This is a genomic window from Streptomyces sp. NBC_01294 (assembly GCF_035917235.1).
Classification (GTDB): Bacteria; Actinomycetota; Actinomycetes; order Streptomycetales; family Streptomycetaceae; genus Streptomyces; species Streptomyces caledonius.
In genome coordinates, this window is sequence record NZ_CP108423.1 from 4,648,423 (window position 1) to 4,671,734 (window position 23,312).

A 23,312-nucleotide genomic window follows, 5' to 3' on the forward strand; every position below is an offset into this window, starting at 1 on the left:
CTCCAGATGTGGAATGCGCAGCATCTAACGTCCTGACTCATGACTCAGCTGGACGTTCGGCCTCAGGCCGGAGACACGGTAAGCGGCGTCGCCGAGGGCGACGTTCGCGGCAAGGGCCTCGGAAAGGGGTCCGTCGGCCTGGTGGGAAGCGCCGTCATCGGCATCTCCACCGTCGCCCCCGTCTACTGCCTGACCTCGACGCTCGGCTCCACCGCCGGTGAAGTCGGCATGCAGATGCCCGCGATCTTCCTCGCCGGCTTCCTGCCGATGCTCCTGGTCGCCTTCGCGTACCGCGAGCTCAACAAGGCCATGCCGGACTGCGGCACCTCCTTCACCTGGACCGTCAAGGCCTTCGGCCCGCGGATCGGCTGGATGTGCGGCTGGGGCCTGGTGATCGCCACGATCATCGTGCTCTCCAACCTCGCGGGCGTCGCCACCTCCTACTTCTGGCTGCTGGCCGGCGAGATCACGAACAATCCGTCGATCGCCGCCCTGGACGACAACAAGCTCGTCCACATCGCCACCTGCCTGACCCTGATCGCCGTCGCGACCGCCATCAGCTACCGCGGCATGACGGCGACCAAGGGCGTCCAGTACGCGCTGGTCGGCCTCCAGCTCGTCGTGCTCGCCGTCTTCGTCGCCATGGCCTTCCAGAAGGCCTCCGCCGGAACCTTCGACACCGGCCTGGACTTCTCCTGGTCCTGGATGAACCCCTTCGCGGTCGAGTCCATGGCGGCCTTCACCGCCGGACTCTCGCTCTCGATCTTCATGTACTGGGGCTGGGACGCGTGCCTGGCCACCAACGAGGAGACCACCGGCTCCACGAAGACCCCGGGCCGCGCCTCCCTCATCGCGATGGTCGTCCTGGTCGGCTCCTACCTCGCCACCGGCGTCGCCGCCCAGATGGCCGTCGGCGCGGGCGGCGAAGGCCTCGGCCTCGCCAACGAGGAGACCTCCGGCAACGTCTTCGCGGCCCTCGCCGGCCCCGTGATGGGACCGGTGCTCGGCATCCTGCTCTTCGTGGCCGTCCTGGCCTCCGCCGCGGCGTCCCTGCAGACCACCTTCATCCCGGTGGCCCGCACGGTCCTCGCCATGTCGGCCTACGAGGCCCTGCCGCCCTCCTACGCCAAGGTCCACCCGAAGTTCAAGACCCCGGGCCGCGCCACGATCATGGCGGGCGCCGCCACCGGTGCCTTCTACACCGTGATGACCCTGGTCAGCGAGAACGTCCTGACCGACACGATCTTCGCGCTCGGCCTGATGATCTGCTTCTACTACTCGCTGACCGCCTTCGCCTGCGCCTGGTACTTCCGCGGCGAGCTGCGCCGCTCCTCCCGTGACCTCTTCTTCAAGGGCGTCTTCCCGGTCCTGGGCGGACTGCTGCTGGCCGCGGTCTTCTTCAAGACCCTTTACGACATGTTGGACCCGGCCTACGGCTCCGGCTCCACCGTCCTCGGCGTCGGCAGCGTCTTCGTCATCGGCGTCGGCCTGCTGGCCCTCGGCCTGGTGATCATGTTCGTCACCGAGCGCCGCAGCCCCGCCTTCTTCCGCGGCCAGGTCCTGACGAAGTCCACCCCGGCCCTGGTGGTCGAGGACTGACGCCTCCCCCTGCCAGCCCCACCCGCCGAGTCATCCCCGCGGCCCCGGATCGATCCCCCGATCCGGGGCCGCGGGCGTTCAAAGTCGGGCGCCGGTGGTGACCCGGGGCGCGGCGGGGTCGTTGGGAGGGGCATGAACGCCATGAAGCGCACCCTCGCCGCCCTGGTCGTCTCCGGCGGCGCCGCACTCGTCCTCACCCCCGTCGCCGCGCACGCCGACGGGCCGGCCGGTCAGACGCCCCCGGTCGCCCAGCGCGTCGTCGACATCGTCGACCACCCGGCCCAGACCGTCCAGGACGCGCAGACGGCGGTCAAGGTGACCACCTCGGCGGTCGGCTCCGCGGGGGCCGCCACGAAGGGCGCCGACTCGGCTCTGGGCAACCTCCCCAAGCCCCCGAAGGTCGAGTGACGGAGCGAGTCGCCACTACGCCGACGCCCGGGAGGCGGGGCTGAGGGGCGAGCGCGCTCGTTGAGCAGCGCATGATCCTCTGGTTGCTCAATCACCTCAGCACGTTCGTCATCGCCGTCCTCCTCGTGGGCGGTCTCACCGCCCTCGCCGTGGCCGGCAGCCTGGCGGCCCGGCGCCGCTTCCCGCACCTGGCCCAGGGGGACCACAACGAGATGGTCGGGGTCGCGCTCGGCATGTTCGGCGCGATCTACGGGATCATCCTCGCCTTCGTCGTCGTCACGCTCTGGACGCAGCTGGAGAACACCCAGAACATCGTCGCCGCCGAGGCCACCGACCTGGCCCTCGTCGTGCGCAGCGCCGACGCCTTCCCCCCGGCCGACCGGGCGAAGGTGCACGAGGCGGTGAGCGCGTACGCGCACGCCGTCGTCGAGGTGCAGTGGCCCCTGATGCGCGAGGGGCGGCCGAGCTACGACGCGACCGGGGCGCAGACCCACGCCCTGTACCAGGCCCTCCAGGCGTACGAGCCGAAGGGCGTCCGGGCCGAGACCTTCTACGCCGAGGCGGTCACCCGCCTCAACGACGTCGCCGCGCAGCGCCGCGCGCGCATCACGATGGCCGAGACCTCGCTGCCGGTCCTGCTGCAGGTGCTGGTGTACGGGGGCGCGTTCGTGATGGTCCCGCTCACCTTTCTGTTCGGGCTGCGCAGCCTGAAGATGCAGCTGCTCTTCGTGTCGGCGGTGGCCGGGCTGATCGGCTTCAGCCTGCTCCTGGTGGTGGCACTGGACCGCCCCTTCGCGGGCGACCTGAGCGTGAGCCCGGCGCCGTACAAGGAGGCGGCCCTGGCACAGTTCTGGGCCGCCGGCCCGTGACGCCTCAGGCCCGGCCCCAGGTGCGGGAGCAGAGCACGAGCCGGTAGCCGTCGGGGTCGGCGACGGTGACGCCGTACTCGTCCCAGTACGGGTTGTGCGACGCGACGCGGGTCCCGCCGTGCTCGGCGAGGCGCCGGACCAAGGCCTCGTCGGGCGCCTCGCCGAGGTAGAGCACGAACAGGTCGTCGACGGTGGGCGCGGGCAGGACCGGGTTCGAGGCGTCACGGGTGAGCTCGAAGTGCCACCCGCCCCCGGCCGGCCCGACCATCAGCAGGTCGTGCTCCCCGGGCACGCTCCCGCTGCTCCGCCACTGCACCTCCAGCCCGAGCCCGTCGACGTAGAACCGCTCGGCGGCCTCCAGATCGAGCGAGGGCCGGGCGACACGGACGTGGGTACGCGAATCGATCATGCACGGCAGCGTACGGAACGGCGGTGGAGCCGCCCGGGGCCGGGTGGCGCGCGCGATCAGCTCCCAGGACGCGGCCGCCCTCGTGGCCTATTGCCGCGAGCGCCACGGCGGGCCGTGCTTGCGGCGGTGCTCGTCGTAGAGGTCCCGGTCCGTGCGGCGGCGCTGGCCCGCGGTGAACATCGTGCCGCCGATGAGGAGGAAGAGGCCGCCGGTGATGCCCAGGGCCAGCGGGTCGAGGGCGCGGCTGTCGGTGGTCTCCATCCAGGGGTCGAGGCCGCCGAGCCGGTCCTTGAAGAGGACGACGTGCCCGCCCGGCTCGACGTCGGCGTAGCAGTTCTGGATGTGGTCGAGTTCGTGGCGCTCGCCCGAGGTGTCGACCACACGGCAGAAGAACCGGTCGTCGCCCTTGAAGTTGGTGTACTGGCGGGACTCCAGCACCACCGCGTCCGTCCGCTCGCCGAGCAGCTTGAGGTACGACTCGTTCAGGTTGATCCCGGCGAAGATGCCGAGCGCCATCGTCCCGAAGCCCACGATGGCCGCGGCTCCGGCCCGGTTCCAGTTCGAGCCGGCGACGGCCGCCCCGAGCCCCGCCGCGGCGAGGATGACGACGACGCCGACGTACAACATGCCGTACGGGAACTGCGAGATGAGGCCGCCCAGGGTGCCCGCCCCCGCGATGAGCACGGCCCAGAAGAGGGAGTTCCGTAGACGCCGGGCCCCCGTCGGGGACGGCTCGCCCATGCGTCCGGGTATCCGGGCCGTGTCCATGTCGCTCTCCTCCGAGCCCCGCGTGCAGTGCTGCCCAGCCTACGCAGGCGGCCGCGCGGGCCCGGTCAGAGGTACTGGGCGAAGTCGTCCAGGGTGCGCAGCACTTCGGGCTTCGACGCCGACGGGAGCTGCAGGACGACCTCCTCGATGCCGAGGTCGGCGTAGTGGCTGAGCTTGCCGGGGGTGGGCCGGACGGCGTACGGCACCACCTGGAGGGATTTCGGGTCGCGCCCGGCGGTCTCCCAGACCTGGCGCAGCACCGGCAGGGACTCGCCGAGGCCGCCACCGCCGATCGGGAGCCAGCCGTCGGCGTGGTCGGCGATGGCGGCGAAGAGCTTCGGGCCGGCCGCGCCGCCGATCAGGGTGCGGGGGCCGTACAGGGGGGCGCCGGGGCCGAGTTCGCGCGGGGCCTGGACCGGCTTGGGGTAGGCGCTGCTGGCCTGGACGGAGGAGTACTGGCCGACGTACGCCGTGGGCTCGGGGGCCCACAGGGCGCGCATCAGGGCCATCCGGTCGCGGACCAGTTCGCGGCGGGTGCGCCAGTCGACGCCGTGGTCGGCGGCCTCCTCGACGTTCCAGCCGTAGCCGATGCCCAGCGTGAAGCGGCCGTGGGAGAGGTGGTCCAGGGTGGCGACCTGCTTCGCCAGGTCGATCGGGTCATGCTGGGAGACCAGCGTGATGCCGGTGCCGAGCTGGAGCCGCTCGGTCACGGCGGAGGCCTGGCCGAGGGCCACGAAGGGGTCGAGGGTGCGTCCGTACATCTCGGGGAGCTCGCCGCCCATGGGGGCGGCGGTGACGCGGTCGACCGGGATGTGGGTGTGCTCCGGCAGGTAGAGGCCGGAGAACCCGCGCTCCTCCAGGCTGCGGGCCAGGCGCACGGGGGAGACGGTGCGGTCGGTGAGGAAGATGGTCGTGGCGATCCGCATGTGTTCTGGCACCTCCGAGACGTGGGACCCGCAACGGTACGGGCTGGACCCACGAATGTTGAGGGGGCGTCAGGCGTCAGGGCGACTTCGCCTGCCCGCCGCCCGCCTTGCGCAGCTCCCCTTCCAGCCACGGGGCGACGTACGCCATGCCGTCCGGCGTCAGGTGGACGTCGTCGCCCTTCGGGTACATGCGCTTGCCGCGCGGCGTCTTCTCCCGGCACGGGCCGCCGTCGGGGCACAGGTACCCGGCGAAGTCCACCAGCTTGAGCTGCGGCAGGTTGGCCCGGGCGACGTACTGGCCGACGACGGCGTTGAAGCAGCGCGCCCACTCGGGGGTGGTGGCGCCGGTTCCGGTGCGCTCGTTCATCAGCAGGATCGACACCTCCGGACCCGCCTCGCGCCACTGGTCCACCGCGGCCTTGAGGCGTTCTGTGTAGCGGCTGCGGAAGCCCGCGTCGCAGGGGGACATCCACACCCCGTCGCCCTTGATGTCCTGCAGGGTCGCGTCCCAGCCGACGTGGACGACCACGCTCTGCGGCTGGTGCTCCCTGAGCAGGCCGGCCCAGGTCTCGACGGACCTGCGGCACTCGTCGGAGTTCTCGACGACGAGGTTCTGGCGGTCCTTGACCCGGTCCGCGCCCATCAGGCCGCAGCCGGCGATGCCGCCGTCGATGACCGCGAAGCCCTTTCCGTGCCCGCTCAGCGCGGTGGCGAGGTCGTTGGCGAGCGAGTCGCCGGCCGTGACGACGAGCGGCTTGCCGTCGGGCCGCATGCCCTGCTCGGTGACGGCCGGCAGGTAGTACGCGCCGGCGGTGACGGCGAGGCAGGTGACGGCGAGGACCGGGACCGCGCGCAGCGGCTGCCAGTCGCGCAGCCGCAGGCGTTCGGTGACGACGTAGTGGAGCAGCAGCGAGAGGAACCAGGTCAGGCCGCCGCCCACGATCAGCAGGGCCCAGGGCTTGATGTCGGGCTGGCCTTTCTGGAGCAGCCAGTAGATCGGCAGGTGCAGCAGGTAGATGCTGTACGAGAGCTGGCCGATCTCGGTGATGATCTTCCCGGAGAGCAGCTTGACCAGGGGGCCCCGGTCCGTGCAGAGCACGCTCGCGAGCAGGGCGATCAGGGCGGCGACGACGGCCAGTCCGCCCTGGTACAGCCAGGGCTTGTGGTAGCTGTCGACCAGGACGCTCAGGACGATGACGGCGACGAGGGCGAGGATTCCGGTCGCGGTCAGGAGCGTGGTGAGTGCGCCGCCGGACGGCGCGGCCGCACCGGACGTACCGGCCGTCTCCGGGGCGTGGTCGCGCTGCGCGGCCCTGCGGTGGACGAGGTGGACGATGCACGCGGCGGCGGCGCCCGCCATGAAGGCGACGGCCCGTGAGTGGGTGCTCAGGTACAGCGCGTCGGTGTTCGTCCCGGTGAAGAGCAGGGGGGCGACGGCCGCGGAGGCGGCGAAGAGCAGGACCACGAAGACGGTCACGGCCGCGATGCGGCGGCGGCAGACGAAGAGGAGGGCGGCCAGCACGAGCGGCCAGACGACGTAGAACTGCTCGGTGACGCTCAACGACCACATGGCGGCGAGCGGGTCGATCGTGCCGTTGCCCTCCCAGTAGGCACTGCCGTTCGCGAGCTGGGCCCAGTTGGCGTACTGGAACAGGGAGGTGACGGCCTGCTGGGAGACGGTCTTCGCCTCGCGCAGGGTGCCCAGCAGGTAGGTCAGCGCGACCACGGCGGTGAGGACCACCAGGAGGCCGGGGATCAGGCGCTTGAAACGCCGCTTGTAGAAGCGGAAGAGGCGGATGCGGCCGGAGTGCTCCACCTCGCGGACGAGGAGCAGGGTGACCAGGAAGCCGGAGAGGACGAAGAAGGCGTCGACGCCGAAGAGTCCGTTGGCGAACCAGCTCGTGTGGTACAGCAGGATGGAGATGATCGCGATGCCGCGCAGTCCGTCGACCGCGGCGAAGCGACGGGCGGTGGCGGGAAGGGGAGCGGTGGCGGCAGCGGGCGCGGGCGCGGATGCGGCGACGGGTGCGGCGACGGTGACCGGTACGGAGGCGGTGACCGGTACGGAGGCGGGGGCCGTCACGGGCTCGGCGTACTGGTCGTCGAACCATTCCGCGGCCGGGGGCCGCGGGGCCTGGTGGCGGGTCCACTCGTTGTCGGCGTAGGGGTGCGGCTGCTGCACCACGCGCAGCTGGAACGTTTCGTCCACCGCGCGGTCGTCAGAGGGCCGCTGCATGCTGCACTCCGCTCTGGGCGGGGATCGATGTACGCGGGTCCGGCGAGAAGCGGACCGAGTCCGGGGCGAGGACGGCGCCGTTCCACAGGCGCAGGCCGGTCCGCAGCTCGTTGCCGCTGCCGACCCGGGCACGGTCGCCGATGACCGCGCAGTCCAGCACCGTGCCCGCGCCGATGACGGCTCCGGCCCCGATGACGCTGTCGCGCACGACGGCCCCGGCCTCCACGACCGCGCCGTCGAGCAGGATGCTCCCGCTGACGTGGGCGCCGGCGTGCACGGTGGCGCCCGGGCCGATGGTGCTGCCGCCGGCCACCGTCGCGCCGGGGGCGACCCGGGCGCCTTCGAGCAGCAGTGCCTCACCGCAGGGTCCGGGCAGGGCGGGCGAGGCGACCCGGCCGAGGACGAGGTCGGCGGAGCCGCGTACGAGGGCCTCCGGCGTGCCCAGGTCCAGCCAGTACGCGTCGTCGGTGATCCCCAGGACCCGGGCGTTCGAGGCCAGCAGGGCGGGGAACGTCTCGCGTTCGACGGAGACGGGCCGTCCGGCGGGGATGGCGTCGATGACGGAGCGGCGGAAGACGTAGCAGCCGGCGTTGATCTGGTCGGTGACGATGTCGGCCGCGGTGGTGGGCTTCTCCAGGAACCGCAGGACCCGGCCGTCGGGACCGGTCGGGACCAGGCCGTAGGCGCGCGGGTCGTCCACGCGGGTGAGGTGCAGGGTCACGTCGGCGTCCGCCGCGCGGTGCCGCTCGACGAGCAGGGAGATGTCCGTGCCGCTCAGGATGTCGCCGTTGAGCACGGCCACCGGGCTGTCGGGGCCGCCGGTGAGCAGCCGCGCCGCGTTGCGGATCGCGCCGCCGGTGCCCAGCGGGTCGGTCTCGGTGACGTATTCGAGGCGCAGGCCGAAGGCGGAGCCGTCGCCGAAGTACGCGCGGAAGGTCTCGGGGAGGTAGGAGGTGGCCATGACGAGGCGCTCGATGCCGGCCGCGCGGGCCCGGGCGACGAGATGGGCGAGGAACGGGACGCCGGCCACGGACACCATCGGCTTCGGCCTGCTCAGGGTGAGCGGCTGCAGCCGGGTGCCCTTGCCGCCGACCAGGAGGATCGCTTCGTTCATGTGCTGATTCCTATGGAGCGGAAAGGAATGAAAGGAATGAAAGGAATGAGGGGAGGGAGGGAGGCCTTGAGCGCGGCGCCTCAGTTGAGGCCCGACCACTGCCGGAAGCAGGTGGTGACGGATTCCTCGGCCGGCCGGCCCAGGAAGGAGTCGTGGGAGTCCGCCTGCGCGTCGAACGCGGCCGGGTCCTGGTGGAAGTCGAGCTTCCACCAGTACAGGCCGGACATGCCGCGGGCGCGGGCCACCTGGCAGACGGCGTCGAACCAGTTCTTCTGGACCTGGAGGTTGAGGGGAGCGGTCTTGCCCGCCCAGGCGCCGGGATGCCCGTAGGCGCCGTTCTCGGCCGGTGCGCCGACCTCGTACAGCAGGACCTTGCCGGGCCCCGCCGGGCCCTTCTTCTTGTCGAGCCACTTCTGCCAGCCGTCGACGATCGCGCTGACCGGCGCGTCGTCCTTGAGCTCCTTGAGCGGGAAGTACGCGTCCACGCCGGCGGCCTTGACCGGCATCGTGAGGTCGCGCTCGACGTACATGTCCCAGTTGACCGCGTAGGTGATCTCACCGGGGAAGGACTGCTGCGCGGTGTCGATGACGCCCTTCCAGCGGGCGTCGTTCTCCAGGGAGGAGAGCTCCGTCCCGATCACGAAGGTCTTCACCTTGTGCTGGGCCGAGAGCTCCAGGTACGGCTTGAGGAACTGCTGGTACGAGGCGAACCATGCGGCCGGGTCGGCGGGCTTGATCTTGCCGCGCCAGGCGAGCCGGTCCTGCGCCATGATCGTCTGCTCGTCGAGCAGCGGACGCACGGTCAGGCGCAGCCCGCTGGCCGCGGCCTCGTCGAGCAGGATGGCCAGGTGGGCGGTGCTCGGTGTGATCGGTCCGGCCTCGACCTTGCTGGACGTGACGCCCTTGGTGACGAAGGGGAAGGACACCGAGACGGAGTTCATGTCCCGGCCGACGACGTAGTCGACGATCTTGCGGGCCTTCGTCCGCACGGTGCTGTCCTTCTCGGCCGGATCCGCGTACCAGAGGACCTGGACGCCCAGTTCCGGATCGCCCTCCTTCCACGGCTTGGTGACCTGCGGCACGGAGGCGGGCGCGGACGCCGGTGCGGAGGCCCGGGAGGAGCCGGAGCCCTCGGTCCCGGGCGCGGCCGCCGGGTCGTCGAGGAGTCCGCAGGAGGAGAGGGCCAGGGCGACGACGGCGACGAGACCGGCGACGCGGGACGTGGAGCGGACGTACGGGGAAGGGCGCATGGCTGCTCTCATCAGGCCGGCTTCGCGATGACGACGAACTGGTTCTCGGTTCCGCGCAGGTAGCGCAGCAGGCCCTTGAACGAGCCGCACGCCTCCCAGATGGCGAAGAAGGGCATGAGCAGGAGCACGGCCGGCGGCTCCCACCACAGGCGGCGGCCGTTGGCCGACACGGAGGCGTTGATCTTCAGCCCCTCCCAGTACATCCACACGGCGTAGCCCATGGTGATGGCCCACAGCGGCAGGATCCAGGGGCTGACGGGCGAGGTGTTGATGTCGCCCATCAGCGCGCCGGCCGCGAGGACCACGGCGACGTGCTGGAAGGGGCCGATGACCCACGTGGTCACGCTGTACATCAGCAGGGCGCGGGAGTGGCGCGGCAGCGTCTTGTTGAAGGCGAGGCCGACCAGGCCCCAGGACCACCGCTCGCGCTGCTTGAGGAAGTCCCGCATGTTGGAGGGCGAGGCGCCGTAACTGCGGCCGGAGAACCAGTCGCTGCGGCCCTTGTACCGGCTGGAGAAGACCAGGGCGAGGTGGGCGTCCTCGCAGATGGAGTCGGGGCCGAAGTCCCAGCCGATGGTCGCCTCGATGGAGGAGCGGATCAGCAGCAGTTCGCCGTGGAGGCCGACGAGCGGGGTGCCGCCGCCGGTGAGGACGGCGAAGCGCGCGATGTCGTCGGCGGGGCGGATGGCGTCGGCGAGCCAGGTGAGGCGGTTGACGGCGTTCTCGCGGGGATAGGTGAGCATCCCCTGGGCCAGGTGCTTGGCGTCGTCGCCGGCCCGGCGCTGGGCGTTGATGAACCGGGCCACCTGCTGGGCGGTGTCGGGGCCCACGCCGGTGTCGTCGTCCATGTGCAGCACCCAGACGTCGTCCAGGGCCTCGCCCTCGGCGATGCGCAGTTCGTGCGAGTAGTGGTTGGCGCGGGCCTTGAACCGCGTGCCGTTCGGCGTCTTGTACGCCTTCGGGACGGTGACCACGCGGATCAGGGGGTGCGTGGCGGCGAGCGCGTCGATGCGCTCGGCGGCCTCGCAGCCCTCCTCCGTCAGCACTTCGATGCGCAGGTCGCCGAACCAGGAGGGCATGAACTCGCAGTACGACAGGACCGAGCGTTCGAGGGCGGGGTAGGTGTCGTGGCGTCCGATGGTGGGCACGAGCACGATCAGGCGGTCCTGGGTCACCGGCTCCGGGGGTGCCCAGTCGCGCTGGCGCTTGATGCGGCGGCGCGTCAGCACGGCGCCGACGATGCCGACGACGGAGCTGGCGACGGGGAGGGTCCAGAGGATGGTGACGGCCCATCCCATGAGGGTGTTCTCGTCGTAGTAGAGCCAGGACGAGACGATGTAGGCGGCTATGCCCGTGACGAAGAACGGGAGCAGACTGGGCTTCCACGCGGCCTGACGCTTCATCAGCCTGCCGGCGCGTCGGGTTCCGGGCGCCGCGACGTGCTGTGTGGAGGTGGTCATGAACTCCGCCCGGTCATGCGTTTATCTGTCAAGGAATGTCGCCGTCGCATTCAGCCGCCCCGTTGCGACGAATCGACTCACTTGTGTGCCGATCGTTTTATCACGAACTCGCGTGCGAGGTGGCATGGATGGAATCGCCCCGAAGTCCGTAAGGTCTTACTAGGGGCCGCTATTGGGCTATTGACCGGAGGCGCGGCTAAAGCGGGGGATATCTCGTGAGCCAGCCGGGGGCGGAACGGGCGGGGCTGTGGAGGGTCGGCCCCTGGGTCATCTCCAGGGCGAAGTCGTCGGAGATCTCCAGCAGCGTGGCCCGGCCTTCGAGTTCGGCGAGCCAGGCGGCCGGGAGGGCGGTCTCGCCGTGGAGGGCGCCGAGCAGCGCCCCGCACAGGGCGCCCGCGGCGGCGGAGTCGCCGCCGTGGTTGACGGCGAGGCGCAGGCCGTGCGAAATGTCCTCCGCGACCAGGGCGCAGTAGACGGCGACGGCGAGGACGTGTTCGGCATCACCCCCGCTCGGGGCGAGGGCCTCGACGGCCTCGGCGCCGGGCTGGCCCTGGGTGACCGCGGCCAGGGCGCGCTGGAGGGCGTCGGTGACGGGCTGGTGGCCGGGGCGCGCGCCCAGCATGCCCAGGGTGCGCTGGACGGCGGAGTCGAGGGAGTCGCCGCGGGTCAGGCCGTGGACGATGACCGCCAGGGCGCCGGCCGAGAACGAGGCGGCGGGGTGGCCGTGGCTCTGCGCGGCGCATTCGACGGTGAGCTGGAGGACCAGCGCGGGCTCCCAGCCGACCAGCAGCCCGAAGGGGGCCGAGCGGGAGGCGGCGGCCGCGTCGCGCGCGGTGGGGTTCTTCGGCTGCTCCAGGGTGCCGAGCACGTCGTCGGCGAAGCCGGTCAGACAGGCGCGCTCGGGACCGCGGCGGGCGTAGAGCCACTCCTCCTGCGCGAGCCAGCCGTTGTCCTTGCGGCGCTCGTCCGGGCCCCAGTCGTGCTGGGTGGCGGCCCAGCGCCGGTATGCGCGGTGGAGGTCGGTGGGCGGGTGCCAGGCTCCGGTGTCCCGGCGTACGTGGGCCCGTATCAGCCCGTCCACGGTGAAAAGGGTGAGCTGGGTGGCCGCGGTGACCCCGCCGCGGCGGCCGTGGGCGGGCGCGGGCCCGGTCGGACCCTCCGGGCCGTGGGCCGCCCGGATGGCGTCGAGGGAGAGGCCGGCCAGGGGGGCGCCGAGTGCGTCGCCGAGGGCGGAGCCGAGGAGGGCCCCGCGGACGCGGCTGCGGAAGTCCTGCTGCTCGGCGCGGCCCCAGAGGCCGGTGATGACGCTCCGGCCGAGGGTGCGGTGCCCGCCGGTGGGGGTGGCGGTGGGGGCTGCGGATGCCGCTGTCGCGGCGGCTGCCGCTGCGGCTGTGGCCGCGGGTCCGGCCGTTGGTGCGGGTCCCGCCGCGGGTGCGGGTGCCGTGGGTCCGGTGCGGCCCGCAAGGTCCGCGGCGCCCGCCGGTTCCGCGGGCGCGCCGCCGCCCGTGCCGGGGCCGCCCGCTCCGCCCATCGTGTCGTTCGCACCGATCACTTCGTCCACCCCCGGCACCGCGCCCTTGCTGACTCGTACCCGCCGCGCATGCGAAATCCGCACTGTAGTGGACACATTCGATCGAATCCGGAAGTGGTTCGCCAAGAGGCCGGTAAGTGGGCGGAGATCGACCAGAATGCGAACAGTTCCAGCCGCGACCTGGCCGATGGCACGTTTTGCCACTTGTCTTCGGGGTGGTCGATTTCGGCCACGCCTCGTTCATCCGACGTTCTCCGCGGCCACTGAGCCTCACGGCATGAAGAAGGCTCTCCTCGCCGCGACCGCCGTCGCCGCCGCACTCACCGCTTCCCTGGTCGTGGCCCCCGCCGCCACCGCCTCCGGCCTGGACCACCTCCCGTGGGCCGGTCACCGGGGCGACCGCTCCGCCATCCCGTTCACCGAGGCCACCGTCACCGCCGGCGCCGACGGTTCCTTCACCCTGCGGTGGAAGGCCCGGGGCACCAAGCGGGTGGAGATCAAGGCGAACGGCAAGGTCGTCGCCAAGGGCGGCGCCGAAGGCCGGGCCGTGGTCACGGGACTGCCCGCCGCCGACCGCCAGTGGTTCGACTTCAAGCCGGAGCGCGGCGGGAGCCTGCGCCTCGCCGACCGCCTGGTCAAGCTGGACGGCGCCGTCAACTTCCGCGACGCAGGCGGCTACCGCACCACCACCGGCCAGTGGGTCAAGATGGGCGAGATCTACCGCTCCGACGCCCTGAACAAGCTGACCGCGAACGACCTGGCCAAGCTGGAGCGCCTGCGCGTCAAGACCGTCTTCGACCTGAGGATGGAGGACGAGCGCACCAAGGACGCTGACAAGGTCCCGGCCGGCGCCGCCTACGTCGTCGCCGACGTCTTCGCCGGCTCCGGCTCCTTCCAGACCCTGCCGAAGACCCCCGACGAGGCGGTCAAGGCCATGGTCGACGCCGAGAAGGCCATGGTCAGCGGCGGCGGCGGCAAGAAGGCGTACACCCAGGTCTTCGACGGGATACGCAATGACCACCGCCGCTCCGTCCTCTTCCACTGCACCGCCGGCAAGGACCGCACCGGCTGGGCCAACGCCTCCCTGCTGACCGCCCTCGGCGTCCCGGACGAGACCGTCATGGCCGACTACCTGGCCAGCAACGACTACCGCAGGGCCGCCAACGACGCGATCCTCTCCCACCTGCCCGCCCAGCAGGCCGCCGTCTACAAGCCGCTGCTCGACGTGCGCCCCGAGTACCTGAACTCCGGCTACGACGAGGCCAAGGCGAAGTACGGCTCCTTCGACCGCTACCTGAAGGACGGCCTCGGCATCGACGCCCGCGAGCTGAAGCAGCTCAAGAAGGACCTGCTCGTCGGCTGACCGGCCCGGACGGAGGGGAGCCCGGCGCGGCTCCCCTCCGCCGGCGCTCAGTCCAGTACGGGAAGCAGCTCCGGCAGGTGACCGTCCGAGGCGCGGGCCGCGTCCTGCCGCTCCTGCGACACCTCCCCGTACAGCGTCGTACGGGCCTTCGCCGGCCGCCCGGCCGCCTCGGCGACGGCGATCAGGTCCTGCACCGACTTGTACGAGCCGTAACTCGACCCCGCCATCCGGGAGATGGTCTCCTCCATCAGCGTCCCGCCGAGGTCGTTCGCCCCGGACCGGAGCATCTCGGCCGCGCCCTCCGCGCCCAGCTTCACCCAGCTTGTCTGGATGTTGGGGATGTGCGGGTGGAGCAGGATCCGGGCCATCGCCGTCACCGCGCGGTTGTCGCGGACCGTCGGACCGGGCCGGGAGATGCCCGCCAGGTACACCGGCGCGTTGGTGTGGATGAACGGCAGCGTCACGAACTCGGTGAAGCCGCCCGTCCGTTCCTGGATCCGGGCCAGCGTGCGGAAGTGGCCGAGCCAGTGCCGCGGCTGGTCCACGTGCCCGTACATCATCGTGGACGAGGAGCGGATCCCGAGCTCGTGCGCGGTGGTGACCACGTCGATCCAGTCCGCCGTCGGCAGCTTGCCCTTGGTCAGGATCCAGCGGACCTCGTCGTCGAGGATCTCCGCCGCCGTGCCCGGGATCGAGTCCAGGCCGGCCTCCTTGGCCGCCGTCAGCCAGTCCCGTACGGACATCCCCGTACGCGTGGCGCCGTTGACGACCTCCATCGGCGAGAAGGCGTGCACGTGCATGCCGGGGACCCGCTGCTTCACCGCGCGCGCGATGTCGAAGTACGCCGTCCCGGGCAGGTCCGGGTGGATGCCGCCCTGCATGCACACCTCGACCGCGCCGACGTCCCACGCCTGGGCGGCCCGGTCGGCGACCTGGTCCAGCGACAGCGTGTACGCGTCGGCGTCCGTGCGCCGCTGCGCGAAGGCGCAGAAGCGGCAGCCGGTGTAGCAGACGTTGGTGAAGTTGATGTTCCGCGTGACGATGTAGGTGACGTCGTCGCCCACGACCGACTTGCGCAGGTCGTCGGCGATCCGGCACAGCGCGTCCAGGGCCGGCCCGTCCGCGTGCAGCAGCGCGAGCGCCTGCGCGTCGGTCAGCTTCGTCGGATCGTCCGCGGCCTGCGCGAGGGCGCCCCGTACGTCGGTGTCGATGCGCTCGGCCACCATCCCCGGAGCCGCCGCCTCCCGCAGGGCCTCCCAGTCGCCGTACACCTCGTCGAAGTCGTCGCGGCGGTCGCCGGTGCGGCCCTCGGTGTCGATGGTGGCGTGCAGATCGGTGCGCCCGTACGCGGCGAAGCCCTCGTCCGGCTCCTGCCAGGGCCGCCCCTCGACCTTCGCGGACTCGTCCGCCAGCCCGGTCCCGCCGTCCACCAGCGCCCGTACGTGCGGCAGCAGGCGGGGGTCCAGCCAGGGCTCGCCGCGCTGCAGGAACTCCGGGTAGATGGTGAGGCGTTCGCGCAGCTCGAAGCCGGCGGCGGCGGTGCGCTCGGCCAGCTCCTCGATGTGCGGCCAGGGACGCTCGGGGTTGACGTGGTCGGGGGTCAGCGGCGAGACCCCGCCCCAGTCGTCGATGCCCGCCCCGATGAGCAGGGCGTACTCGGCGTCCACCAGGTTCGGCGGGGCCTGGATCCGGGCGCTCGGGCCCAGGATGTGGCGGGCGACGGCGATGGCGGCGGCCAGCTCCTCCAGCTCCGCGTCCGGCATGCCGCGCATGGCGGTGTCCGGCTTGGCGCGGAAGTTCTGGACGATGACCTCCTGGATGCCGTGGTAGGCACGCTGGATCCGCCGGAGCTCGAAGAAGGCCTCGGCCCGCTCCTCGCAGGACTCGCCGATCCCGATCAGCACGCCGGTGGTGAAGGGGACGTTGGAGCGGCCCGCGTCCTCCAGCACCCGCAGCCGCACCGCCGGATCCTTGTCGGGGGAGCCATGGTGGGGGCCGCCGGGCTCGGACCACAGGCGGGTGGCGGTGGTCTCCAGCATCATGCCCATGCTCGGCGCGACCGGCTTCAGGCGCTGCAGCTCCGACCACGACATGACGCCGGGGTTGAGGTGCGGCAGCAGCCCGGTCCCCTCCAGGACCCGGATCGCCATGGCGCGCACGTAGGCGAGGGTGTCGTCGTAGCCGTGCGCGTCGAGCCATTCGCGGGCCTCGGGCCAGCGGTCCTCGGGGCGGTCGCCGAGGGTGAAGAGGGCTTCCTTGCAGCCCATGGCGGCGCCCTGGCGGGCGATGTCGAGGACCTCGTCGGGGGAGAGGTACATCCCGTGGCCGCTCTTGCGGAGCTTGCCCGGGACGGTGACGAAGGTGCAGTAGTGACACTTGTCGCGGCACAGGCGGGTGAGGGGAATGAAGACCTTGCGCGAGTACGTGATCACTCCGGGCCGCCCTGCGGCGGCGAGCCCGGAGTCCCTTACCCGTGCGGCGGAGGCGGCGAGGTCGCGAAGGGCTTCGCCGCGCGCCTGGAGGAGCACGGCCGCCTCGGTCGCGTCGAGCGCGACGCCGTCTCGCGCCCGCCGGAGCGCGCGGCGCATCGCGTTTTCGGTCGGAGCGTCACTCGGAGTGGTCATGTGGCGAGCATACGATCCGATGTTCCGGCGGTGGTGCGGCTCACCTCATCAGCTCACCGGCGTTGACCAGCAGGGACTGGCCGGTTATCGCCCGCGCCCGGTCGGAGGCGAAGAACACCGCGGCATCCGCCACGTCCCCGTCGGTGGCGAGGTCGGGCAGCGCCATCCGCTGCGTGAGGCGGGCGTGCACCTCGGCCTCGGGAACGCCTTCCGTATGGGCGGTGAAGGTGACGAAGGCCTGTACGGGCGGCCCCCACATCCATCCCGGCAGCACGGTGTTGACGCGGATCCGGTGGGGGCCGAGCTCGCGGGCCATCGAGTACATGGCCGAAGTCAGCGCCCCCTTGGAGGCGGCGTAGGCGGCCTGATGCACCTCACTGGGCGCGGCGACGGCGGACTGCGTCCCGATGACCACGACCGAGCCTCCACCACCCTCCTTGAGCGCGGGCAGGCAGGCCCGAGTCATCCTCAAGGTCCCCAGCAGGTTCACGTCGATGATCTGCTGCCAGGTCCCGAAGTCGGCGTCCTCCAGCCCCCCGAAGTACGAGTCCCACGCGGCCACGTGCACGACGGCGTCCACACCCCCGAACCGCTCCCGCGCGAGCGCCGCGAGCGCCTCGCACTGCCGCTCGTCGCCGATGTCGGTGGCCCGGTAGGCGGTGTGCACCCCGTCGGGGTCGATCTCGGCGGCGGACTTGGCCAGATTCGCCTCGGTCCGCGCCCCGAGCACGGCGTTCCCGCCGTCCCGGACGACGGCGGCGGCCACCTGATGCCCGAGCCCGGCCCCGACGCCGGAGACGATGACGGTCTTCCCTTGCAGCAGCATGACGGCCCTCCAGCACGCGACGTAACTGACGGTCCGTCAGGCTAGGCGAGGCGGTGTGGGTTGGGAAGGGTCTCGCAGGGAGCCCGGGACCGGCGGCCGATCGGGTCGGGTGCCGCCACCCGTCAGCGCTGGGCCTCCTCCAGCAGGGTGATCTGCCGTGCGATCACGGCCGGCGGGAAGGCCTGCCCCACGTGACCGTCCGAGCTCTTGGTGAAGGTCACGACGCAGTGCCCGGTCCGGACGACCGTGTACTGCCTCACGTGCCGGCCCGCCTCCGTCGGCGTCGAGATCTCGAACTGCACGGCCTCGTCACCGAGCGGCGGGGCGGGCACGGTGGTCACCGTGTTCTTCCGGAGCCCGGACGGACCCTCCTGCTCGTAGTACCGGCAGGTGGTCAGGCCGTCGCGGAGCAGGGTGAAGACGATCTGCGCGGCGGATGCCTTGTACGAGGCGAGGTACGAGTTGCTCCCGTACGCGTCGTCCTTCCAGTTGAAGGTCTGCTCGGCCACGGTCGGGGCGGTGTTCACGTTCATCTCGGCGTACGCGGCGTCGAGCACGCGCCCGCAGGCGAGGTCCGACGGCGGCTTGAACCGCGGGTCCGGCTTGCGGAACGTCCGGATGCCGACCGGGTTGGTGTACGAGCCCGGGACCTCCGCGTCCGGCACCGCGGCCGCCACCACTTCGTCGGCCGTCAGCCACCGGCCGGTGACGACCGCGGCCGCCGCGGAGGCCGATGCCGACGGTGCACCCGCCACCGAAGCCGATGAAGACGGCGCACCCGAGCCCGCGCCCCCGGCCCCGGCCGAAGCCCCGCCCAGCTGGGCTACCCATCGATACGCCGTTCGAAGTCAGTCAGGCAGCGCCACGGTGAGATCCACCTCGACGAGCTGTCCGGGAAAGCCCAGCTGGGCAACGCCCAAGAGCGTGCTGGCGGTGGTGAATGCCGGCCCCAGGGCAGAGTCGGTGAGCCGACGCCATGCGGCTCCGAGCATGTCCCTCTCGTCGCTCCGCACGTAGATCACTGACCGCACTACGTGTTGCGGCTGGGCACTCGCCGCGGCCAGGGCAGTGAGCGCGTTCGCGACCACCTGGTCGACCTGCGTCTCGAGGGAACCGGCACCGACGAGGTCACCGTTCCGATCAAGCGGGCACTGTCCCGCCAGGTAGGCCGTACGCCCTGCCTCTACCACCGTGATGTGGTGGTAGCCGGGCGTCTCATGCAGCTGCTCGGGGTTGATGCGGGTGATCTTCTCAGTCATGTCCGCGAGTTTGCCCAGCGTGGTTCCGGCACGCACCGCAATTTCCCCACCGGCAAGCACTCCGCAGCAACCTGAGGTTATAGAACAAGCTGAGACCGTGTTGGAGATCTGCCGTATCCCTGGGCTGGTGGGGGCGTTGGTGCTTGTGTGGGTGGCTCTGGGTATCCCGTCGAATCTGACGGGCGCTCAGTGGGCGCTGGTGGAGCCGCTGCTGCCGCCGGCGCGGGGAGGGCCGAGGGCGGGCGACGCGAGGAGCACCCACGTCGGCGGATGGTGGACGCGATCTTCTACGTGGTCCGCACGGGGTGCGCCTGGCGGCAGCTGCCCAAGGACTTCCTATTAGTTACGTGGAATCACGCGCCGCAGGATGCAGCTCGTATCCTGCGGCGTCCCCACGTACTGAGGAGATCCGTTGGGCAGCGCGGTGGTGCTGGAGGAGAAGTGGCCGGTCCTGGGCCGGCATGAGCGGGCGGCCGAGTGGCTGCAGGTATGGACGGAGCTGGGTCGTGCTCCGCGGACGATCGACGCGTACGCGCGGGGACTGGCCGAGTACCTGCTGGTCTGTGAGCGGGACGGGATCAATCCTGTTGCCGCCAAGCGTTTGCACGTGGCGGCGTTCGTGAAGGAGCTGAGCACGCGGCCGAGCCGTCGAGGAGGCAATGTCGTCGTTCTGGACTCCGGGGCTGGTCTGGCGAATGCGACGCTGCAGCAGAGGCTGGTGCCGGTTCGGCTGTTCTACGACTACCTCATCGAGGAAGGCCTTCGGGAGTCGAACCCGGTCGGCCGGGGTCGCTACACGCCCAGCAGGAACTTCGGCGGCCACCAGCGCGGCCTGGTGCCCCGGCTTACGAAGCTGCCTTGGATTCCGGGCGAACAGCAGTGGCTCGACCTGCTGGCCGTCGCACGTGACGAGCCGGTACGCAACCGGGTCATGCTCGCTCTCGCCTATGACGCGGCCTTGCGTCGCGAGGAACTGTGCTCGCTGCGGACCGACGACCTTGACCCAGCTCACCGGACCCTCCGGATTCGGGCCGAGACGACGAAGACCCGGCGCGAACGCGTCGTTCCCTACTCGGCGGCGACCGGCGTCCTGCTGTCCGACTACCTCACGCATCGGGCCACGATCAGCCGGGCCCGCGGACCGCTGTTCTTGTCCGAGTCACGCCGCAACTACGGCCAGCCGCTGACCCTGTGGACGTGGTCGAAGGTGATCAGGCGTGTCGCTCTCGCCGCCGACCTGCCGCGGTTCTCGACCCATACCACTCGGCATCTGTGCTTGACCGACCTGGCCAGGATGGGCTGGGAACTGCACGCCATCGCCTCCTTCGCCGGACACCGCAGCACTGAGTCAACGCTGACCTACATTCATCTCTCGGGCCGTGACCTGGCGGAGAAACTGAACCGCGGCATGCAGCAGATCCACTCCTGGCGCGTGGACATGCTCACCCGAGGCGGCCTTGCCCCTGAGGCGGTCGCCGAGTGACCGCACAACCGAGAACGGCGGGGCCGACAAGCCGTCCGACCTGGGCATGGTCCCTCGACCTTGCACGCTATGACCGTCGCGTCGCGGCCTGCTCACGGAGGCCGAGGCGGACACACTCCTGACGCTCAGCATCGATCAGCTCCGGAGCGACGGCCTCAGCCCCGACGCGGTGCCTCTGCGGCCGATCGTGCGGTTGGCGCGGCCGCTGGCGGACGCTCTCGCCAGCATGCACTGGCCACCGGACGACCGTCACCAGCGGCGGTTCGCTCGGGACGCGGCCGGCCTGGTACTGATCCGCTGCGGCGAGCTTCGCCGGGCCTTCTGGGGCTGGTCGACGGGTGACTGGGTGGACCTGGTGGACACCAGCGGCGCCGACTTCCGACGCTCGTGGGGCGGGCAGATCGGCCCCAACTCCCGGCCGTTCGTGATCGCTCTTGCCTACCTGCTCGGCGAGTTCGCCGCCTTCGACCGGCTCGGTCGCTTCCAGCGGCCGGCCCTGGCCAGCCGGGTGTTCGGTGCCGATCCCGTCGACGATGCCGTCGGGCGGATCTCCACCGTCCTGGCCGACTGGGGCTATCGCCGTGACGCCGACAAGATGGCCGCAGTGATCTGCCAGACGCTGCTGCTGAACCGCAGTCCGCTGCTGGAGGACCTGTCCACCGAGGCCCTGGCCGCACTGCGCCTCCATCCGGCGATGAGCGGCCAGTGGGGCAAGGATTTCTACGGCCTCCAGAGGGCGGTCGCGGCGCTCGGCCACGCGGACCCGCCACCGTCACGGCACGAGGCCGGACCGGCCGCGATGGAGGGCGTCCCCGCTTCCTGGGCAGCTTCGGTCGAGCACTGGTACGCGACATCGACGCTGACTCCGAAGATCCGCAGCGGCTACCGCAGCGTGCTCGCCAAAATCGGCCGCTGGCTGGCCGCCGAACACCCCGAGATCACCGAGCCCGGCCAGTGGACCCGACAGACGTGCGCGTCCTGGGTCGCAGCCGTGGACCGCATGAGCGTCGGAGACTTCTCCCAGTGGACCCACGGCATGCAATCGCAGAACCGCCTGGGCAAACCGCTCACGCCACAGACAAAGTCCGGCTATCTCAAAGTGCCCCGCGCATTCTTCCGTGACCTGCACGAATGGGAACTGATCCCGCGCCGCTTCGACCCCGCCCACGCCCTGAGAACGCCACGAAGCGTCCGAGCCCTGATGGGCCCGGACCCGCGGGTGATCGCCGATGACATCTGGGCCAAGCTGCTCTGGGCTGGCCTGAACCTCGAGCCCGGCGACCTGCCGACCATGGACGGCCGTACCTATCCCGTCGAGCTGATCCGGGCCATCACGCTGACCTGGCTGTTCGCCGGCCAACGCAGCGACGAGATCGCCCGCCTCCGGGTGGGCTGCATCCGCTGGCAGTACGACGGCCTGCCCATCCCCGGCGACTCCGGAGAGGTCCTCGCTCGCGACGCCGTCTGCACGCTGGACGTGCCGACCCACAAGACCGGCACCGCGTTCACCAAACCCGTCGATCCACTCCTGGGCCAAGCCATCGAAACATGGCAGGCCGTCAGACCCGCTCAGCCGCCGATGCTCGACCGCAAGACCAACGAGTACGCCGACTTCCTGTTCGCCCACCGCGCCCGCCGGGTCGCCAAGCACTACATCAACACGGCGATCATCCCGATGCTCTGCCGCAAGGCCGGCGTCCCCAACGCCGATGTCCGCGGCAACATCACCAGCCACCGGGCCCGGTCCACCATCGCCAGCCAGCTCTACAACGCCAAGGAGCCCATGACCCTCTTCGAGCTGCAGGAATGGCTGGGCCACCGAACTCCCGAGGCCACCACGCACTACGCGAAGCTCACCCCGAACACCCTGGCCAGGGCCTACAACGACGCCGGCTACTTCGCCAGAAACGTACGCACCATCGAAGTCCTCGTCGACCGTGACGCGGTCGCCTCCGGCGCCGCTGCCAGCGGCGAACCCTGGCAGTACTACGACCTCGGCCACGGCTGGTGCACCTACACCTTCTTCGAGCAATGCCAGCACCGCATGGCCTGCGCACGCTGCGACTTCTACACCCCGAAGCAGTCCAGCAAAGGCCAGCTGCTGGAAGCGAAGGACAACCTGCAGAAGATGCTGGCCAACATCCCCCTCACCGACGACGAACGAGCCGCCGTCGACGACGGCCAGGCCGCACTGGACCAACTGCTCGAACGGCTCACCGATGTCCCGACCCCTGCCGGGCCGACACCACGGCAGATCGGCGTCCCGGCCACCGCGACGCTGCTACCGATCGTCGATCTCAAGGCCGGGGGCCGGCCGTGCTCCGGCGGTGAGACATGCTGAGGCCATGGAACCCAGCCATGACCACTTCCTCGACCATGAGGCATTGCCCTTGCCCGAGCCCTGGACGCAGATTCTCGACGCGGGGGTCAGGGCCTCGCTGGAAGGGCAACTGCACGTCGAGGTCGGCGAAGGGCATCCGCTCTTCGGGAAGTCGGTGACCGCACTGGCCCGCTGCGAGGTCTGCGACGAGGTGCTGTTCGGTATCAACGGTGCCCCGTCTTTCGCGCAGGTGCATCTGACCTGGCGCCAAGCTCCTGACACGCCTCCGTGGCCCTGGACCGAGTTCCTCTCGTCACCACTGTTCGACGACCTCGCCGATCATGCTCACTGACCACCGCGCTTGACGAATCTGATTCCACAGAACGCCCTGGCCAACGGTGTACTGGTACTTCACCTGGTGGCACGACGACGGCACCGTCGAGCGGGTCCACGACGCTCTGCGCGGCCGGGTCCGCCGGGCCGACGGCAGGAACGCCGAGCCGAGCGCGGGGCTGATCGACCCGCAGTCTGTGCGCACGGCCGATACGGTTCCGGCTGACACGAGGGGCTTCGACGCGGGCAAGTTGGTCAAGGGCCGCAAGCGGTTCATCGTCACCGACACCCTCGGTCTGCTCCTGGCCGTTCATGTGGTCGCCGCGAACATCCAGGATCGCGACGGCGCGAAGCGCCCGCTGCTCTGGACTCGGCCGGGCAATCCGGGAGTTCGGAAAATCTGGGCAGCAGCCCGCCCGGTCCGGACCCTGATCCGCTGGGCAGTGATCGGCATCATGGTCCGCCGGCTCACCCGAGGCCGGCCGGCAACACGACAGGGCCAGCGCCCGCTGACGATGTACAGCTCTGATCAGT

At 71.0% G+C, this 23,312-nt stretch carries 19 protein-coding genes and 2 pseudogenes; 9 read left to right on the plus strand and 12 right to left on the minus strand.

The genetic code is table 11. The features are described from left to right. The first annotated feature begins 39 nt into the window (after positions 1-39). The 3 genes from OG534_RS21120 (at position 40) to OG534_RS21130 (ending at position 2,876) form a co-directional block, all read left to right on the plus strand. On the plus strand, positions 40-1,599 hold the full coding sequence (locus OG534_RS21120; protein ID WP_326589788.1) for an APC family permease: 1,560 nt from the start codon (positions 40-42) through the stop codon (positions 1,597-1,599). Between the two features lie 132 nt (positions 1,600-1,731). After that, entirely contained in the window at positions 1,732-2,007 is a 276-nt protein-coding gene (locus OG534_RS21125; RefSeq protein WP_326589790.1) for a hypothetical protein, read from the plus strand. Between the two features lie 71 nt (positions 2,008-2,078). Next, entirely contained in the window at positions 2,079-2,876 is a 798-nt protein-coding gene (locus OG534_RS21130; RefSeq protein ID WP_326589791.1) for a bestrophin-like domain, read from the plus strand. A 4-nt stretch (positions 2,877-2,880) separates the two neighbouring features. On the opposite strand, the gene OG534_RS21135 is transcribed toward OG534_RS21130, so the two are convergent. The 8 genes from OG534_RS21135 to OG534_RS21170 form a co-directional block, all read right to left on the minus strand. Next, positions 2,881-3,285: a VOC family protein gene (locus OG534_RS21135; RefSeq protein WP_326589793.1), complete on the minus strand. Its 405-nt coding sequence runs from the start codon at positions 3,283-3,285 to the stop codon at positions 2,881-2,883. An 87-nt stretch (positions 3,286-3,372) separates the two neighbouring features. Continuing rightward, a complete protein-coding gene (locus OG534_RS21140; protein WP_326589794.1) occupies positions 3,373-4,053 on the minus strand; it encodes a hypothetical protein in 681 nt (226 codons plus the stop codon). 65 nt (positions 4,054-4,118) lie between these two features. Further along, positions 4,119-4,979, minus strand: coding sequence for an LLM class F420-dependent oxidoreductase (locus OG534_RS21145; protein WP_326589795.1), 861 nt, complete (start codon positions 4,977-4,979; stop codon positions 4,119-4,121). Positions 4,980-5,055: 76 nt separating this feature from the next. Next, the gene (locus tag OG534_RS21150; protein WP_326589796.1) at positions 5,056-7,215 is read right to left on the minus strand and encodes an acyltransferase family protein; all 2,160 of its coding nucleotides are present in this window, start codon (positions 7,213-7,215) and stop codon (positions 5,056-5,058) included. Then, on the minus strand, positions 7,199-8,329 hold the full coding sequence (locus OG534_RS21155) for an NDP-sugar synthase (RefSeq protein WP_326589798.1): 1,131 nt from the start codon (positions 8,327-8,329) through the stop codon (positions 7,199-7,201). The genes OG534_RS21150 and OG534_RS21155 overlap by 17 nt, the downstream gene beginning before the upstream one ends. A gap of 80 nt (positions 8,330-8,409) precedes the next feature. After that, a complete protein-coding gene (locus OG534_RS21160; RefSeq protein ID WP_326589799.1) occupies positions 8,410-9,579 on the minus strand; it encodes a glycoside hydrolase family 113 in 1,170 nt (389 codons plus the stop codon). Positions 9,580-9,590: 11 nt separating this feature from the next. Beyond that, positions 9,591-11,039, minus strand: a complete 1,449-nt coding sequence (locus OG534_RS21165) for a glycosyltransferase family 2 protein (RefSeq protein WP_326589800.1) — start codon at positions 11,037-11,039, stop codon at positions 9,591-9,593. A gap of 196 nt (positions 11,040-11,235) precedes the next feature. Next, positions 11,236-12,600, minus strand: coding sequence for an ADP-ribosylglycohydrolase family protein (locus tag OG534_RS21170; protein WP_326589801.1), 1,365 nt, complete (start codon positions 12,598-12,600; stop codon positions 11,236-11,238). Between the two features lie 247 nt (positions 12,601-12,847). On the opposite strand from OG534_RS21170, the gene OG534_RS21175 reads away from it, so the two are divergent. After that, on the plus strand, positions 12,848-13,933 hold the full coding sequence (locus tag OG534_RS21175; protein ID WP_326589802.1) for a tyrosine-protein phosphatase: 1,086 nt from the start codon (positions 12,848-12,850) through the stop codon (positions 13,931-13,933). A 47-nt stretch (positions 13,934-13,980) separates the two neighbouring features. Here the strand turns inward: OG534_RS21175 and OG534_RS21180 are convergent, their stop codons facing one another. The 4 genes from OG534_RS21180 to OG534_RS21195 all read right to left on the minus strand — a co-directional run bounded on the left by OG534_RS21180 (position 13,981) and on the right by OG534_RS21195 (position 18,642). Continuing rightward, on the minus strand, positions 13,981-16,557 hold the full coding sequence (locus OG534_RS21180; RefSeq protein ID WP_326589803.1) for a bifunctional FO biosynthesis protein CofGH: 2,577 nt from the start codon (positions 16,555-16,557) through the stop codon (positions 13,981-13,983). A gap of 40 nt (positions 16,558-16,597) precedes the next feature. Further along, positions 16,598-17,383: an SDR family oxidoreductase gene (locus tag OG534_RS21185; protein ID WP_326589805.1), complete on the minus strand. Its 786-nt coding sequence runs from the start codon at positions 17,381-17,383 to the stop codon at positions 16,598-16,600. Between the two features lie 122 nt (positions 17,384-17,505). Continuing rightward, entirely contained in the window at positions 17,506-18,138 is a 633-nt protein-coding gene (locus OG534_RS21190; protein WP_326589806.1) for a hypothetical protein, read from the minus strand. Positions 18,139-18,231: 93 nt separating this feature from the next. After that, entirely contained in the window at positions 18,232-18,642 is a 411-nt protein-coding gene (locus OG534_RS21195; RefSeq protein WP_326589807.1) for a RidA family protein, read from the minus strand. 106 nt (positions 18,643-18,748) lie between these two features. Between OG534_RS21195 and OG534_RS21200 the strand changes: the two are divergent. The 5 genes and pseudogenes from OG534_RS21200 to OG534_RS21220 all read left to right on the plus strand — a co-directional run. Next, a pseudogene (locus OG534_RS21200) lies at positions 18,749-18,978 on the plus strand (transposase); the annotation flags it as partial. Between the two features lie 76 nt (positions 18,979-19,054). Next, positions 19,055-20,125 carry a tyrosine-type recombinase/integrase gene (locus tag OG534_RS21205; RefSeq protein ID WP_326589810.1) on the plus strand — a complete coding sequence of 357 codons (1,071 nt, stop codon included), beginning with the start codon at positions 19,055-19,057 and terminating at the stop codon, positions 20,123-20,125. Between the two features lie 226 nt (positions 20,126-20,351). Next, positions 20,352-22,466, plus strand: a complete 2,115-nt coding sequence (locus OG534_RS21210) for a tyrosine-type recombinase/integrase (RefSeq protein ID WP_326589812.1) — start codon at positions 20,352-20,354, stop codon at positions 22,464-22,466. 4 nt (positions 22,467-22,470) lie between these two features. After that, positions 22,471-22,797, plus strand: a complete 327-nt coding sequence (locus OG534_RS21215; protein ID WP_326589813.1) for a hypothetical protein — start codon at positions 22,471-22,473, stop codon at positions 22,795-22,797. A 34-nt stretch (positions 22,798-22,831) separates the two neighbouring features. Continuing rightward, a pseudogene (locus OG534_RS21220) lies at positions 22,832-23,134 on the plus strand (transposase); the annotation flags it as partial. Positions 23,135-23,312 lie beyond the last annotated feature (178 nt).